Raw genomic sequence first — 15,551 nt, forward strand, 5'->3', positions numbered from 1 at the left:
ACCTGAAGCTTATAGAAGCTGTTTTTCAGGTAGCCTTTAATCAGAAAACCGCATTTAGCACAATAAAGCAAATCGATGCCAGCAGGCCGGCGGCCGGCACGGTGATTACCCAAGCCAAGGCGATCGGCTTCATCAGCCGCCAGTTGGCATTGCGGTTTACCAGCCCGATGCCGAGCACGGCGCCAACGAGGATGTGGGTGCTGGATACGGGCAGCCCCAGCGCGGAGGCCAGCATCACAACGGTGGCGGCGGAGAGCTCGGCCACGAAGCCGGAAGAGGGGTGCATTTTGGCCAGGTTTTCGCCCACGGTGGCAATCACTTCCCGCCCGATAAACCACAGCCCCACCACCAGCGATACGCCGAAGGTGAGCATGGTGATTGTCGGAATGTCGCCGCTACTGCCGATGGTGCCGCTGCGCAGCACGTCCATGATGGCGGCAAACGGGCCGATGGCGTTGGCGATGTCGTTCGAGCCGTGGCTGAAGGCGAAGCAGCAGGCGGTGAATACTTGCAGCCAGCTGAACATGATGAAGGTGGCGCGGTCGAGGTTGGCGCCGGTTTTCAGGGTGCGGGCGTAGGCAAACGTGCCCATCCACAATACCGCGCCCACCATGCCGACGATTAACAGGTTATCCAGCGTGCTCAGGCCCAAGTTGAGGTGTTTCAGGCCTTTAAACAGCAGCATCGCGGCCATCACCATGCCGCCCACCGCGCCCGCCAGCGGCACCCACAGGCGCAGGGCACGGAAGGCGTTGATTTCGTCTTTGCGGCAGTCGATTTCGTGCAGGCCGCGATAGTAGTCGGACACCAGCTCTTCTGGTTGGTAGTTGCCTTCGTTGTAAAGCTGGGCATCGCGCACGATGGTGGCGGTGTAGGCCATCTGCTGCAATTCGCTCATCTGCTCGAAGCGTGTTTTGTGTTCCTTTTTGTAGGCCAATTTTTGCTTGCGCAGGCGCTGCACATGGCGGCTGGAGGCCACGTTGTAGCCCAGGATATAGGTTTTAATGTTTTTAAACACCAAATAGGAAGTTACCCCGCCTAAGAGTGGCGAGAGCACCCAGGAAATAGCGATTTCGCCGATTTTTTCCCAGCGCACCATATTCAAACCAGCCAAACCGTTGTTGTAAAAGCCCAAAACCATCGCTGCTCCCACGATGCCGCCGATGATGGAATGCGTGGTGGACACTGGTAGGCCTTTTTGCGAGGCAAACAGCAGCCACAACGAGGCGGCGGCCAGTGCAGCCATCATAATATGGACAAATTGCACAGGTTCCAGTGTCATGCTGCTCAAATCCACGATGCCGTTGCGGATGGTATCGGTAACGCCGCCGCCAACCAGTATCGCGCCGCTCACTTCAAACACCGCCGCCACGGCCAGCGCCTGCGGGATGCTCAGCGTGCCTGCGCCCACCGAAGTGCCAAAGGAGTTGGCCACATCGTTGCCGCCGATATTGAACGCCATAAAGATGCCGAACAGTGCCGCGAGAATAAACAGCGCGGAATGGTTATGTTGTATATAGCCCAGCCCCCAATAGATGAAATAGCAGGACACGCCGAACAACAAGGCCATACCGAGGAAGTTGACGCTTTTCAAACGCAGCGAGGCAGAAGAACCGGCCATGATGAAAATCTTTACAAACAAAATGTTGAATACGGCAGCCGCAGCAATTCATGCTGCAGCCGAACAAACGGCGCAATTATACCAAACCAATTTGTGCTGCATGCAAAAACAGGCTACCTGAAAGCAGCGCTTCAGGTAGCCTGAGATGCAGAATGGGAGGATTGTTACACTTTTGCCTGACTGTATTCCTGCAATAACGTGCGGAACGCTTCCGCCGTTTCCGGGTGTTTCAGCCCGTAGGCCAGCGTGGCTTCCAGGTAGCCCAGCTTGCTGCCGCAGTCGTAGCGTTTGCCCGCAAAGGCGTGCGCCAGCACCGGTTCGTATTCCAGCAGCTTGGCGATGCCGTCGGTGAGCTGGATTTCGCCGCCCGCGCCGTGACCTACGGTTTGCAGCAGAGAGAAAATGCGTGGCGTGAGAATGTAGCGCCCCACCACGGCTAGGTTGGATGGTGCTTCTTCTGGCTTGGGTTTTTCCACAATGCTTTGAATGCGCTGATATTGCTGCCACGGCGACACTTCCACGATGCCGTAGGAGCCGGTTTGCGAAGGCGCTACGGTTTCCACACCCAGCACGCTGTTGCCGGTTTGGCGGTACACCTCGGACATCTGCGCAATCGCGCCCTGCGGCGCGTCGATTAAATCGTCGGCCAGAATCACGGCAAAGGGCTCGTTGCCCACCGCCGCGCGGGCACACAGCACGGCATGCCCCAAGCCCAAGGCCTCGGCCTGGCGGATATACAGGCAGGTAACATCAGGCGGCAAAATATCGCGCACATGCGAGAGCAGCGAAGTTTTGTGGCGCTGTTCCAGTTCGGTTTCCAGCTCGTAGGCCTTGTCGAAATGGTCTTCAATGCTGCGTTTGTTGCGGCCAGTAACGAACACCAATTCGGTGCAGCCGGCGGCCACAGCCTCTTCCACTGCGTATTGAATCAGCGGCTTATCTACAATCGGCAGCATTTCTTTGGGGCTGGCCTTGGTGGCGGGCAGAAAGCGCGTGCCCATCCCGGCTACGGGGAAGACAGCTTTTTTGATTGGAACGGGGTTTTGCATGGTTTTGCTTCGGTGTCAGTTCAAAAGATGGCGCATTATATAGCTAAAGCAATTATTTTTTCATACAAGACGAGCCAACGTGGTAGGAAGAAATAAGTACTTTAGCTATAGCCACAGCCACGGCTTACAATGGATGTTTAAAGGCTACCTGAAATTTTCAGGTAGCCTTTTCGGCTGCATTTCAACGCCATGCGGCTAGGAATTCCTGCCAATGCACTTTGTCTTCTTGAGTTTTCAGGTAGCCTTTAAGCCGCCGGATTTCCATTTCGTATTCGTCGGCATCGGCCGCGCCGCTCATCAGGCGGAAGCGTTGGAACATGAGGTAGGTGTTGGCGGCGTCGGTTTCGCAGTAGTCGCGGATTTCGCGCAGGCGGCCTTCGTGGAAGGCCTGCCATACCTTGCTGCCGTCCATGCCCAGCTTGCCGGGGAAGCCGCACAGCTTGGCCATGTCGTCTAAGGGCACGCTGGCGCGGGGCTGGTAGAGGGCGAGCAGGTCCATCAGGTCGCAATGGCGGTTGTGGTAGCGGTTGATGTAGTTGTTCCACTTGAAGTCGCGGCTGTCGCCGAAATCGCCCTCGCCGGTGTCCCAATAGCGGGCGGCGGAGAGGCCGTGAATCAGGGCGCGGTAGTGCAGCACGGGCAGGTCGAAGCCGCCACCGTTCCAGCTCACCAGCTGCGGGGTGTGGTTTTCGATCAGCTCGAAAAATTTGGCAATGATGGTTTCTTCGCTGTCGCCGATTTCGCCGATGGTGCCGACGTGGATTTTGTCGCCGCCCCAGCGCATGCAGCAGGAAATGGCCACCACCTGCTGCAAATGATAGGGCATGAAATCGCTGCCGTTGTGCGTGGCGCGGCGCTGCTGCTGCGCCCAGGCGACCACGTCGGCAGCGGGCGTGTCGGCGGGCAGGCCGTGCAGCAGGCGGATACCGTTGGCATCGGGAACGGTTTCGATATCGAAGGCGAGGATCGGAGTCATGATGGGGCGGCTTTGAGTGGGGACGGCATGGATTGTGGCACGAAGCTGGGGTTTCGCCAAGGCTGGCTTATAGGTTTCAGGTAGCCTGCGGCTGCTTGGCCAAATCACTGCAATAAAATTGCAGGCACGGCCTCAATTCCTAATGGAACCTTTTATTTGCACATCCTGAATCAGCTGTGAAAAAAGAGCCGCAAATTGCTCTGCAGCTCTTTTTGATATCCGCCTTACCGCTTCAACTTCGCAAACGCATCCGCCATCGCCGAATTGGTCGGGGCGCGGTCGTTGCGTTGGGGTTTGCGGTCGCGGCGTTCGGAGTGTTTGCTTTCAGACGGCCTGTTGCCTTTGGCTGCGCCGCCCGCTTCGTCATCCAAACGCATGGTCAGCGCAATGCGTTTTCTGGCGGCATCGACTTCCAGCACTTTCACTTTCACCACGTCGCCGGCTTTCACCACTTCGCGCGGGTCTTGGACGAATTTATTGGACAGGGCGGAGATGTGCACCAAGCCGTCCTGATGGACGCCGATGTCCACGAACGCGCCGAAGTTGGCGACGTTGGAGACCACGCCCTCGAGTATCATGCCGACCTGCAAGTCGCTGATTTCGTGGATGCCTTCGGCGAATGAGGCCGTCTGAAACTCGCCGCGCGGGTCGCGGCCGGGTTTTTCCAGCTCGGACAGGATGTCCAGAATGGTCGGCAGGCCGAAGCGTTCGTCGGTGAAATCGGATGCTTTGATTTGCTTCACGTGCTCGCGGTTGCCGATGAGTTCGGCGGCGGTAATGCCTTGTTGCGCCAGCATTTTGGCGACGACGGGATAGGCTTCGGGGTGGACGGCGCTTGCGTCCAGCGGCTCTTTGCCGCCGTTAATCCGCAAAAAGCCCGCCGCCTGCTCGAAGGTTTTTTCGCCCAAACGCGGTACTTTCAGCAGTTTTTTGCGGCTGTCGAACGCGCCGTTTTCATCGCGGTAGGCAACGATGTTTTGGGCAAGGGTTTGATTTAAACCGGAAATCCGCGCCAAGAGCGGGGCGGAGGCGGTGTTCACATCCACGCCGACGGCGTTCACGCAGTCTTCGACCACCGCGTCCAGCGATTTGGCGAGTTGGCTTTGGTTCACGTCGTGCTGATACTGCCCCACGCCGATGGATTTGGGGTCGATTTTCACCAGCTCGGCGAGCGGGTCTTGCAGCCTGCGGGCGATGGACACCGCGCCGCGCAGGGAAACGTCCAAGTCGGGGAACTCGCGCGCCGCCAATTCGGACGCGGAATAAATTGACGCGCCGGCTTCGGAAACGACGATTTTGTGCAGGCTGCTTTCAGGTAGCCCGCGTACCAGTTCGCCCGCGATTTTGTCGGTTTCGCGGCTGGCGGTGCCGTTGCCGATGGCGATGAGCTTCACGCCGTGCTGCTTAATCAGGCGCGACAGCGTTGCCAACATATTGTTTTCTTGATGCAAATAGACGATTACCGTATCCAGCAGCTTGCCCGTGTCGTCCACCACGGCGCATTTCACGCCGTTGCGGTAGCCAGGGTCGAGACCCAAAGTGGTCAGCCGTCCGGCGGGCGCGGCAAGCAGCAAGTCTTTGAGATTGCGGGCAAACACGGTAATCGCGTCGGTGTCGGCGGCTTCTTTCAGACGGCCTAAGGCTTCAAGTTCCAGCGACAAAAAGATTTTCGCGCGCCAAGTCAGGCGCACGGTGTCGCGCAGCCATTTGCAGCCGTCTGAAACCTTGAAACGACGGGCGATGATTTGTTCGTATTCGCTTTGCTGGGTAATCGGCGTGTCGTCGGGCTGGTATTTGAGCGCGATGTTCAACACGCCTTCGTTGCGGCCGCGCAAGACCGCCAGCGCGCGGTGGCTGGGCATGGCGCGGACGGGTTCGCGGTGGTCGAAATAATCGCTGAATTTTTCGCCTTCGGTTTCTTTGCCTTCAACGACTTGCGCGTGGATTTCGGCTTCATTCCACAGTTTGTCGCGCAGCGTGCCGATGAGTTCCGCGTCTTCGGCAAACTGCTCCATCAGAATCGCGCGCGCGCCGTCCAGTGCGGCTTTGGCATCGGGAACGTTTTCGTTCAGGTAGCCTTGCGCGGCGGCTTCCACGTCTTGCGGCTGCCCGGCAAGCAACACGTCCGCCAGCGGCTGCAAACCGTGTTCGCGCGCGATTTGCGCCTTGGTGCGGCGTTTGGGCTTGTAGGGCAGATACAGGTCTTCCAACGCGGTTTTGTTGTCGGCGGCTTCGATGGCAGCCTGCAATTCGGGCGTGAGTTTGCCTTGCTCTTCAATGCTTTTTAAAACAACGGCTTTGCGCTCTTCCAACTCGCGCAGGTATTGCAGCCGCTCGGCAAGCTGTCGCAACTGCGTATCGTCCAGCCCGCCTGTAGCTTCCTTGCGGTAGCGGGCGATAAACGGCACGGTCGCGCCGTCATCCAAAAGCCCGACGGCGGCGGTGATTTGCGCGGCAGTGGCGGAGAGTTCTTGGGAGAGGATTTGGGTGATGTTCATGGGGGTCCTTTGGATGGGTGCAGGCTGCCTGAAAGCGTCGGCTTTAATGAAGTTGAAAAGTGCAGGCTGCTTTTTGGGTTCGGGTTTCAGACGGCTTTACGGTTTGCCTGCCTCCGCCGCGGCTTTTTGGTACAGGGCGAAGAGGAAGGCGGTGCGGCTGCCGTCGTCATGGCCGCCTTTGTAGCCGTATGCCGCATCGACGGCTTTGTCCAAGGTGCGGTGGGCTTGGTGCAGGCGGGTGAAGGGGGCGTCGGGGCGGTACAGGTCGGCAAGGCTGGGCGGGGGCAGGCCTTCCTGCGCGGCTTCTTGGCGGTAAAACGCGCGGGCGTCGAGTACGGCTTGGGCGGCGGCTTCGATGGCGGCGCGGTGTTTTTGTTCGGCGGCGGGGGCGGGGCGGCCTTCGCTTTGCGGGGCGAAGGGGAAGGGGAAGTTGTTGTACACGATGGTGTTGGAATATCGGTATCGGCTTTCCAAACGGCCGGCCACGGCGCGCATAAAGGCGTTGTGCATGGTGCTGCACAAGATGCCGAAATGGTACAGTGTGGCGTTGGGCAGCATAAAGTTGGCATTGCTGTTAATGGTGTTGCAATCTACATAACCGATGGGGATAAATTCGCGGGTTTCCGATGAAGTGCTTGGGATAAGCAGATAGTTGCCGCTTGCAGGCTGCCTGATTTCGTCAAACAGGTGGGGCGTGGCGGCTTTTTTCTTGGTGGCGGCTTTTTTGCTGTGTAAACGCCCTTCCCATTCTTTTGTGTCTTCATTGTAGTATTCCTTTACGTTTGCGATACGCTGCGCCGTTTGCGGCATGTGTTTCAAATCTTGGTGCAATCGCGTTTCGCTGATGCCGTGAAACCATAAGCACCAGCGTTCTTTGTTGTTGAGAAATTCTTCCGAACCCAAAAACGGGCGGATGTATTGCGCGGCCAAGGGTTCAGCGGCAATCAGGGCTTGTTTTTCGACGGTGCTCAAAAGCAGGTTGCCGCCGTCGGTCGGCTGGTTGCCTTTAACCATTTCCGCTTCGCCCGAAATGGGTTTGCTGCGGTTGCCGATGATGATATCGGGCGCGTCCAGCAGATAGGGGCTGATGTTTTGCACGCTGTGTTTTTCAGGTAGCCCTTTGATGTCGGGATAGTCGAACAGGTATTTTGCGCCCGTGTGCCGTGCAGGCTGCCTGAATCCGACGATGACGCAATGCACGGCGGCTTTGCCGCTGGCCTGGCTGGTCCATTGGAAGGTACGGTGGGCGAAGTGGATTTCTATGCCCTGCGGCAACAGCCCGCCCCACAGGGCTTCCACCTGCTGCCCTTGGGTGATGGAGTTGGTGGACACGAAGGCAGCCTGCACGTTGGGGTTCTGGACGATGATGCGGGCGGCTTTGACGTACCAATTGGCCACGTAATCCAAGATGCCCGCGTTTTTCAGGCTGCCTGAAACGGCTTGGGTGTCGGCTTTTTGTTCGGCGGTTTGCTTATTGGAGCCGACAAACGGCGGGTTGCCGAAAATATAGTCGGCCTGCGGCCAGTCGGTGTGCAGGCTGTTGGCGTTGATGATTTCCGCGCTGTCGGTGAGGGGGATGGAGGGGCGGGTTTCGCCGAAGCGTTCGGCGGTGCGCAGGTTGCATTGGTGGTCGGTGAGCCACATGGCGACTTTGGCGATTTGGGCGGGGTATTCGTCGATTTCGATGCCGTGGAACTGGCCGATGTGGGTTTGCAGCATGGTGGAGATGTCGAGCAGCTGGCCTGCGGCAAACAGTTCGCCGATGATGTCGTCTTCCAGCCGCCGCAGTTCGCGGTAGGCGACGACGAGGAAGTTGCCGCAGCCGCAGGCGGGGTCGAGGAACTGCAGGCGGCCGATTTCTTGGTGCAGCGCGTAGATGGCGGCGGTGCGTTTGGCTTTGCCCGATACTTTGCAGGCTGCCTGAAAGCGTTGGCGCAGGTTGTCCATAAACAGGCCGTCGATGACTTTGAGGATGTTGCCTTCTTCGGTGTAGTGTGCGCCGAGCTTGCGGCGTTCCACGTTGTCCATCACGCTTTGGAACAGGTTGCCGAAGATTTCGGGGCTGATTTTTGCCCAGTCGCGTTCGGAGCATTGCAGCAGCAGTTCGCGCAGTTCGGCGTTGAAATAAAATTCGCCGAGCTGTTCTTCAAACAGTTTGCCGTTCACATAGGGGAAGGCGCGCAGTTCGGTGTTCATGTTTTGCGCGCGGCGTTCGGGCGGGGTGTTGAGCACGGCAAACAGGCGGTTGAGCGTGCCGCCGATGTCTTCGCCGTCTTCGCGGGTGTATTTTTTCAGGTAGCCTTCAAATTGGCCGGGCTCGAAAATCAGGGTGTCGTCGGCAAAAAAGCAGAACAGCAGGCGGATGAGGAATTGTTTCAGGCTGTGTTCGTTGTAGCTGCCGTCGGAGCGGAAGGCCTGATAAAGGCTGCCCACTGCGGCGGCGGCTTCGATGTTGGCCTGCTCTTGGGCTTGGCGCAGTTCGTGGGTGATGCCGTCCATAAAGTCGAAATGGCGCAGTTTGATGTGTTCGGGCAGTTCGGACAGCGGGAAGAAAACGTTGGTATCGTCTTTCAAATCGTAGAGTCTCATGGTGGCGAAATCGGACACGATGATGTGGCGGGGCACGTCGTTGGGATTGTGCCGGCGGATTTCTTCCACATAGCCCATCGCCTGTTCGAACGCGGCATCGAGGTCTTTGCCGGCGGATTTGTGCTCGCAAAGCAGCCTGCCCGCCCAGAATACGTCGGCAAATTTGGTGTGCCCGCTGCGGTGTTTGACGGCATATTCGGTGGTGGCGGTGCGGAAGCGGTCCAGCCCGAAAATGGCGAAAAATTCGTTCCAAAAGGTGTCTTTTTCGGCACGCTCGCGCTTTTCGTTTTGGAAGCGGCGGGCAAATTGGGCGGCAAGGCGGTATTTGTGTTCGTAGGTGTGGGCGGTCATGGGGAGGAGCTTTCGAGTTGGGGGTGCGGTTGGTTGTTTATTTTGGCAGATGGGCGTTCGCGGTAATTGTGTCGTCTGCGGCAGTTATAAAGAATTTCTTTATAACTGAATTTCTATATAATTCATTGTCTTCGAATATATTTTTTATGTGTAGGCCGATATTTTACACGGAGGTGTCAAAAAGTTCGGCCAGTTGGCTTTGGTTGAGCCAAACGGTGTGTTCCTGCACCAGCAGGTTTACGCGGGTGCGGCCGTCTTCGGTTTGGTAAATCAGGATGTCGGACATGGGTTTTCCTTGTTTACAGGGCGGCAGGCTACCTGAGAATCGGATTATGCCATATCCACCAATCAGTTTTAGCCTTGCAGAAAGTCAGTCTCCTTATGGTAACTTTAGTTTTCAGGTAGCCTTCCTACCTAAACTCAGGCTACCTGAAAGCCGCCGTGCGCAAACTTTGCTAAAATGCCGCCAACTTTTTCTATGGAAACCGTTATGCAACAGCAGCCAGACGACCAGCAGGAATGGGTGAGCAAAACCCGCCGCAAAAAAGAAATGCACGATTTGCAGGATTTAGGCATGCAGCTTGCCCGCCTGTCCGGCGATACCTTGAAGAAAATCGAATTGCCTGAGGAATTGCGCGAAGCCATTGCCATGTATAAGAAAATCAATAGCAACGGCGCGCTCAAGCGGCAAACGCAATACATCGGCCGCCTGATGCGCGATCTCGATCCCGAGCCGATCCGCGAGTTTCTCGACAAACTGCAGGGCAGCCACGCTGCCTACAACGCCTTCTTGCAGCGTGTAGAGCAGATGCGCGAAACCCTGTTGGAAAACGACGATGCGCTCACCGCCTTCCTGCGCGACTACCCCGCCGCCGAAGCCGGCCAGTTGCGCACCCTGATCCGCAACACGCGCAAGGAACGCGAGCAGGCCAAGCCGCCCAAACACTTCCGCGCTCTCTACCGCTACCTGAAAGAAGCGATGGAGGCGGATAATCCCGCCGCAGACGCGCCGGAGGAGGAAGGCGGGCAGGGCGGGGAGCAGGAATAAGCGGTTTGGCCCTAGCTGGCAAGAAAGCCAGAAAAGGCTACCTGGAAAACGGTTTTCCAGTTTTCAGGTAGCCTTTATTTTGTTTGCCGTGGTGTCGGGGCTTGGTGCGGATAGCGGATGAAAATCAAAATAGGGCAGGGCGAGCCAACGCCGTATTGAATCCGCTATGCCGCGGCCAGCCGGGTTTGGTTGGGCATTGCGGTTCCATCCTTTTGATTTCGCTGTTTGGGATATGCTGAACAGGGAGAGGGCATTCGTCCCGAATGTGGCTTAACCTTGCCGTTTCGGCAAACGCGCTATAATGCCGCGTTTTCCAGTTTTACCCCGCAGCGGAGCAGCACCATGACTTCATCCAGTCAACGCCCAGCCGATTCTTCCCATGCCGACGGCCAAATGCCGAGGCGGCGCGCGTGGGCAGGCTATACCGACCGCCGCGCCATCGCCATGCTGTTGCTCGGTTTTGCGGCGGGGATTCCGATTTTGCTGATTTTCTCCAGCCTCTCGCTGTGGCTCACCGAAGCCGGCGTCGACCGCGCCACGGTGACCATGTTCAGCTGGGCGGCATTGGGCTATTCCTTCAAATTCATCTGGGCGCCCTTAATCGATGCGCTGCCGCTGCCGTGGCTCACGTGCCGTTTCGGGCAGCGGCGCGGCTGGCTGCTGCTGGCGCAGGGGCTGATTATCGCCGCGATTTTGGCGATGGCCGCGCTCAATCCGGCCAATGCGGCGGTGTTGCCGTGGATGGCGGCGGCGGCGGTGTTGCTCGGCTTTTCTTCGGCCACGCAGGACGTGGTGATTGATGCCTACCGCATCGAAAGTGCGCCGGGCGATGCGGCGATGCAGTCGGTGATGTCGGCCACCTATACGGCGGGCTACCGCGTGGGCATGATTGTGGCCGGGGCGGGCGCATTGTGGCTGGCCAGCGGCTTCGGCTCGGAAAAGGGGCATTATCTGTATGCCGCCTGGCGCAACACTTATTGGCTGATGGCGGCCACCATGGGCGCCGGTGTGCTCACCACGCTGTGGGTGGCCGAGCCTGCGGTAAAACGCGAACAGCCGGCCGGCTTGGCGCTGGGCGACAATGCGCGGCTGGTGGGCTTGTTTTTGTGCGCGGTGGCGGCCTTTGTGCTGGTGTTCCGCTGGGCTGGCGGGTGGCTACCTGAAAACCAAGAGCCGCTGCTTTCCCTGTTGTGGGAGGGCGCGCGGCTTTCGGCGGCGCTGATGGCGGCGGTGCTGACGGGGCGGCTGCTGGTGTTGCTGGGGCTGGTGCGCGGCGAAGTGGTGCGGCAAACCTGGGTGTTGCCACTGGCCGACTTTTTCCAACGCTACGGCCGCCATGCCGCGCTGCTGTTGGCCTTAATCGGGCTATACCGCATTTCGGATATTGTGGCCGGGGTGATCGCCAATGTGTTTTATGCCGATATGGGCTTCAGCAAAGACGAGATTGCCGGCGCGGTGAAAACCTTCGGCGTGCTGATGTCGATTGCCGGCGGCTTCTTCGGCGGCCTTTTGGCGCAGCGGTTTGCCGTAATGCGCATGATGATGCTCGGCGCCGTGCTGGCTTCGGCCACCAATTTACTGTTTATCCTGCTGTTTTGGCAGGGGCACAACCTGCCCTTCCTCTATTTGGCCGTGGCCTTCGACAACCTCGCCGGCGGGCTGGCCAGCGCCGTGTTTGTGGCCTTCCTCTCCTCGCTCACCAGCATCCGGTTTACCGCCGTGCAATACGCCCTGTTCAGCTCGCTGATGACGCTCCTGCCCAAAACGCTGGGCGGCTACTCCGGCAGCATCGTGAACCAAATCGGCTACGACGGCTTCTTCCTCTTCACCGCACTCTTGGGCCTGCCGGTGTTCGGCCTGGTGTGGCTGGTGGGGCGCAAGCTGCCGCTGCAGGGGTAGGTTTTCAGGTAGCCTCAAGCAGGGCAAAAAGGCTACCTGAAAATCGAAATCCCAACGCCCCAATCTTGATTGACTAAAAATATTGATACAAAACAAGCTGTAATCTTCCCGCGTAGACACGCCGCCCGCCTTTTGGTGTAGACTGCACGCCACCCAGCGTTATTTTTAGGAGTCAAACCATTATGCTGAAAAATATTCTTACCGCCGCCGTATTGTCCGCCCTGCTCGGCGCCTGTGCCGCCACCGGCAGCGGCGAAGCCTTCCCCGCCCGTGCCGACCAGCTGTCCGCCCGCACCGAGCAGGCCGCAGCCGCCGTGCGTCAGCGCGAAGCCAAGGAAAACATCATCGCCTACTACGATGCTGACGGCGATGCCGCCGAACGCCCGATGAAAGGCGGCTACTACCGCGTGCTGCTCGGCCGCACCGCCGAAGGCCGCGCCGTGGTGCAAGATTTCTACCAAGACAGCCGCACCAAGCAAATCAACCCCGTGGTTATCGGTAAAGACAGCGAGCTGAAAAACTTCAGTTCCGACGTGATTGAAGGCTTGGTGGTGTGGTACACCCCCGAAGGCCGCCTCACTAATTTTGCCGAAATCCATGACGGCAAATCGCAACGTGCCGGCATGTATGCCGAGAATGGCCAGCTGGTGCTGAGCATTGCGGGCGAGCCGGATGTGAAAAACACGCCTTTCGAAATGAAAGGCTACTATGAAAACGGCAAACCGATGTTCGAGCTTATCGACAACCACACCGAAAACGGCCTGGTGCGCACCTACTATTACGCCAACGGCAACAAGCTGATGCAGAGCGTAGGCAAAGAAGATGCCGCTAAAACCGAATTCTGGAAAGAAGACGGCAGCAGCGCCACGGCAGACGAGGTGCAGACTCAGCTGCGCGAGAGCCTCCAGCGCGTGAATTATCTGATGAGCAAACACCTGCGCTAAAGCTGGTATAAACCATCAAAGGCTACCTGAAAACCTTCAGGTAGCCTTTTGCTATGGCGGTGTGGGTAGCATCCTGTATGGAAAAATAATGAGTTTGGCTATAGAATTGCATCAATCTGCCAATCGCGCAGATACTCACCAATTCCAATAGGGAAATCTATGAATAAACTCTTCGCCACTGTGGCTGCGGCCCTGTTGCTGGCCGCCTGTAATCCCAATCAAGACAATAGCCAAAACAACGCAGCATTTGCATCGCCGGCTGCTTCCAACACTGCCGAAGGCCAGCAGGCGCCTGCTATGGCCTTGCCTGCCGATGCAACAGAACTTGAAGCGGCGGCTGCCAAAGCCGTGGAAGGTTATCAGCCTGCTGCTGAGAAGCAGGTGATTTATTTCGACAAAGATTCCAAACCCACCGATAAACCCAGCGTCGGCGGCTATTACCGCGAAGTGTTGGGCACCATGCCCGACGGCCGCCTAGTGGTGCAGGATTTCTACCAAGACAGCGGTAAACCGCAGATTCTGCCCGCCATCATCTCCAAAGACGGCGATCCGAAAAATTTCTCCACCGATGTGAACGATAGCCTGGTGGTGTGGAAAGAGGAGGACGGCACGGTATTTGCCGCCGGCAAATTTATCCAAGGAAAACTTGACGGCTGGTACGGTATGTACCGCAACGGCCGCCAGGTTCTCCAAGTTCGTGATAGTGGGTCTGAGTCGGATGACGAAGTGGTGTTCTTCTATAACGATGGCAAACCGATGGTGTGGGGTCGTTCCGTTGCAGACAAGCAACGTCTCATCTTAAACCACTATTATCCAGGCGGCGGCATCATGCTTCACTCCATTGTCAACATCAACGGGACAGAGCAACCCGTTCTCTCCGCTTGGGACAAACAAGGCAAACCCACCTCCGTGGATGCCATCAAAGAAGATTTGGAACCCATTCGATCTTCCTTGGTTGAGCTGCAAGAATATATGGAGCAGCTCAAAACTGTGATAGGCGACGGACAGTCTGCTTCCGAGCCTAAGTAACGCAATGACCTTACAGCCGCTTAACGCAGAGTGATGCCAACACTTTCCTATGCTAAGCGGCTGATTCTTTCTCCACCCCGCTTTTCACACAAAAGGAGCTTCAATATGTCTCAATTCGACGTAGTGGTAATCGGCGCCGGCCCCGGCGGTTATGTTGCCGCCATCCGCGCCGCACAGCTGGGGTTCAAAACTGCCTGTATCGATGCCGGCGTGAATAAGGCTGGTGATGCCCCCGCTTTGGGCGGCACCTGCCTGAACGTGGGCTGTATTCCTTCCAAAGCCCTGTTGCAATCATCCGAGCATTTCCATGCCACGCAGCACGATTTTGCCGAACATGGCATCACCGTGGGCAATGTGCAGTTTGACGCCGCCAAGATGATCGAGCGCAAAGATGCTATCGTCACCAAGCTCACCGGCGGGATTAAATTCCTGTTTCAGAAAAACAAAGTAACCAGCCTGTTCGGCACGGCCTCCTTCGTGGGCAAAAACGGCGACTTCTGGCAGCTGGAAGTGGACGACAAAGGCACAAAAACCACGGTTGAAGGCAAGCACATCATCGTGGCCACCGGCTCTACCCCGCGCGCGCTGCCCTTGGTGGACATCGACAACGTGAACGTGCTGGATAACGAAGGCGCGTTGAATCTGACCCAAGTGCCGGCCAAGCTCGGCGTTATCGGCGCCGGCGTCATCGGTTTGGAAATGGGCTCGGTGTGGAAACGCGTGGGCGCGGAAGTCACCATTTTGGAAGCCTCATCCGTGTTCCTCGGCGCTGCCGACCAGCAAATTGCCAAAGAAGCGTTCAAATACTTCACCCGCGAGCAGGGGCTTGATATCCAGCTGGGCGTGAAACTGAACAAAATCACCAGCGGCAGCAAAGTGGTGGTGGAATACAGCAACGCCAAAGGCGAGGCGCAAACTGCCGAGTTCGACAAGCTCATCGTGGCCATCGGCCGTGTGCCCAACACCCACGGCCTGAATGCCGAAGCGGTCGGCCTGCAGAAAGACGAGCGCGGCTTCATCGTGGTAGACGGCGAATGCCGCACCAACCTGCCCAACGTATGGGCCATCGGCGACGTGGTGCGCGGCCCGATGCTGGCGCACAAAGCCAGCGACGAAGGCGTGGCCGTGGCCGAACGCATCGCCGGGCAGAAGCCGCACCTCGATTTCAACACCATCCCGTGGGTCATCTACACCGACCCGGAAATCGCCTGGGTGGGCAAAACCGAAGAGCAGCTCAAAGCTGAAGGCGTGGACTACAAAAAAGGCACGTCCGGCTTTGCAGCCAACGGCCGCGCCCTGGGTTTGGGCAAGGCCAAAGGCACAGTGAAAATCCTGGCCGATGCCAAAACCGACCGCATCTTGGGCGTGCACATGATCGGCCCGATGGTGAGCGAGCTGATTAGCGAAGGCGTGGTGGGCATGGAATTCTGCGCCAGCAGCGAAGACATCGCCCGAATCGTCCACGCCCACCCGACCCTGTCGGAAGTGGTGCACGAAGCCGCCCTGGCCGCCGACAAGCGCGCCCTGCACAGCTAATCCTGCTCCCC

General features: G+C 57.9%; 11 protein-coding genes. 5 read left to right on the forward strand and 6 right to left on the reverse strand.

Going from position 1 to position 15,551, the window contains the following annotated elements; all coding sequences use genetic code 11:
• Window positions 1–40 precede the first annotated feature (40 nt).
• The 6 genes from A7P97_RS01660 to A7P97_RS10860 all read right to left on the reverse strand — a co-directional run bounded on the left by A7P97_RS01660 (window position 41) and on the right by A7P97_RS10860 (window position 9,370).
• Complete coding sequence (locus A7P97_RS01660; RefSeq protein ID WP_067530054.1) at window positions 41–1,621, reverse strand: inorganic phosphate transporter; 1,581 nt, start codon at window positions 1,619–1,621, stop codon at window positions 41–43.
• Between the two features lie 164 nt (window positions 1,622–1,785).
• Window positions 1,786–2,670, reverse strand: coding sequence for a UTP--glucose-1-phosphate uridylyltransferase GalU (gene galU, locus A7P97_RS01665; protein ID WP_067530055.1), 885 nt, complete (start codon window positions 2,668–2,670; stop codon window positions 1,786–1,788).
• A 181-nt stretch (window positions 2,671–2,851) separates the two neighbouring features.
• Window positions 2,852–3,646: a 3'-5' exonuclease gene (locus tag A7P97_RS01670; RefSeq protein WP_067530056.1), complete on the reverse strand. Its 795-nt coding sequence runs from the start codon at window positions 3,644–3,646 to the stop codon at window positions 2,852–2,854.
• A gap of 224 nt (window positions 3,647–3,870) precedes the next feature.
• Window positions 3,871–6,144: a Tex family protein gene (locus tag A7P97_RS01675; RefSeq protein WP_067530057.1), complete on the reverse strand. Its 2,274-nt coding sequence runs from the start codon at window positions 6,142–6,144 to the stop codon at window positions 3,871–3,873.
• A 96-nt stretch (window positions 6,145–6,240) separates the two neighbouring features.
• On the reverse strand, window positions 6,241–9,084 hold the full coding sequence (locus A7P97_RS01680) for a DNA methyltransferase (RefSeq protein WP_067530058.1): 2,844 nt from the start codon (window positions 9,082–9,084) through the stop codon (window positions 6,241–6,243).
• Window positions 9,085–9,247: 163 nt separating this feature from the next.
• Window positions 9,248–9,370, reverse strand: coding sequence for a DNA-binding protein (locus A7P97_RS10860; protein WP_125080580.1), 123 nt, complete (start codon window positions 9,368–9,370; stop codon window positions 9,248–9,250).
• 204 nt (window positions 9,371–9,574) lie between these two features.
• Here A7P97_RS10860 and yjgA point away from each other — a divergent pair, with 204 nt between their 5' ends.
• The 5 genes from yjgA (at window position 9,575) to lpdA (ending at window position 15,540) form a co-directional block, all read left to right on the forward strand.
• The gene (yjgA, locus tag A7P97_RS01685; RefSeq protein WP_067530059.1) at window positions 9,575–10,132 is read left to right on the forward strand and encodes a ribosome biogenesis factor YjgA; all 558 of its coding nucleotides are present in this window, start codon (window positions 9,575–9,577) and stop codon (window positions 10,130–10,132) included.
• Between the two features lie 393 nt (window positions 10,133–10,525).
• Window positions 10,526–12,031, forward strand: coding sequence for an MFS transporter (locus A7P97_RS01690; protein ID WP_067530089.1), 1,506 nt, complete (start codon window positions 10,526–10,528; stop codon window positions 12,029–12,031).
• A gap of 182 nt (window positions 12,032–12,213) precedes the next feature.
• Window positions 12,214–12,975 (forward strand): hypothetical protein, encoded by a 762-nt coding sequence (locus tag A7P97_RS01695; RefSeq protein WP_067530060.1) that lies wholly within the window; start codon window positions 12,214–12,216, stop codon window positions 12,973–12,975.
• 159 nt (window positions 12,976–13,134) lie between these two features.
• Window positions 13,135–14,004, forward strand: coding sequence for a hypothetical protein (locus A7P97_RS01700; RefSeq protein ID WP_067530061.1), 870 nt, complete (start codon window positions 13,135–13,137; stop codon window positions 14,002–14,004).
• Window positions 14,005–14,109: 105 nt separating this feature from the next.
• A complete protein-coding gene (gene lpdA, locus A7P97_RS01705; protein ID WP_067530062.1) occupies window positions 14,110–15,540 on the forward strand; it encodes a dihydrolipoyl dehydrogenase in 1,431 nt (476 codons plus the stop codon).
• Window positions 15,541–15,551 lie beyond the last annotated feature (11 nt).

The organism is Eikenella sp. NML070372 (assembly GCF_001648415.1).
In the GTDB taxonomy this organism is placed as follows: Bacteria; Pseudomonadota; Gammaproteobacteria; order Burkholderiales; family Neisseriaceae; genus Eikenella; species Eikenella exigua.

Coding starts and splice junctions, on each gene's coding strand:
- A7P97_RS01660 (WP_067530054.1), bottom strand. CDS start 1,621: ATGGCCGGTTCTTCTGCCTCGCTGCGTTTGAAAAGCGTCAACTTCCTC.
- galU (WP_067530055.1), bottom strand. CDS start 2,670: ATGCAAAACCCCGTTCCAATCAAAAAAGCTGTCTTCCCCGTAGCCGGG.
- A7P97_RS01670 (WP_067530056.1), bottom strand. CDS start 3,646: ATGACTCCGATCCTCGCCTTCGATATCGAAACCGTTCCCGATGCCAAC.
- A7P97_RS01675 (WP_067530057.1), bottom strand. CDS start 6,144: ATGAACATCACCCAAATCCTCTCCCAAGAACTCTCCGCCACTGCCGCG.
- A7P97_RS01680 (WP_067530058.1), bottom strand. CDS start 9,084: ATGACCGCCCACACCTACGAACACAAATACCGCCTTGCCGCCCAATTT.
- A7P97_RS10860 (WP_125080580.1), bottom strand. CDS start 9,370: ATGTCCGACATCCTGATTTACCAAACCGAAGACGGCCGCACCCGCGTA.
- yjgA (WP_067530059.1), top strand. CDS start 9,575: ATGCAACAGCAGCCAGACGACCAGCAGGAATGGGTGAGCAAAACCCGC.
- A7P97_RS01690 (WP_067530089.1), top strand. CDS start 10,526: ATGCCGAGGCGGCGCGCGTGGGCAGGCTATACCGACCGCCGCGCCATC.
- A7P97_RS01695 (WP_067530060.1), top strand. CDS start 12,214: ATGCTGAAAAATATTCTTACCGCCGCCGTATTGTCCGCCCTGCTCGGC.
- A7P97_RS01700 (WP_067530061.1), top strand. CDS start 13,135: ATGAATAAACTCTTCGCCACTGTGGCTGCGGCCCTGTTGCTGGCCGCC.
- lpdA (WP_067530062.1), top strand. CDS start 14,110: ATGTCTCAATTCGACGTAGTGGTAATCGGCGCCGGCCCCGGCGGTTAT.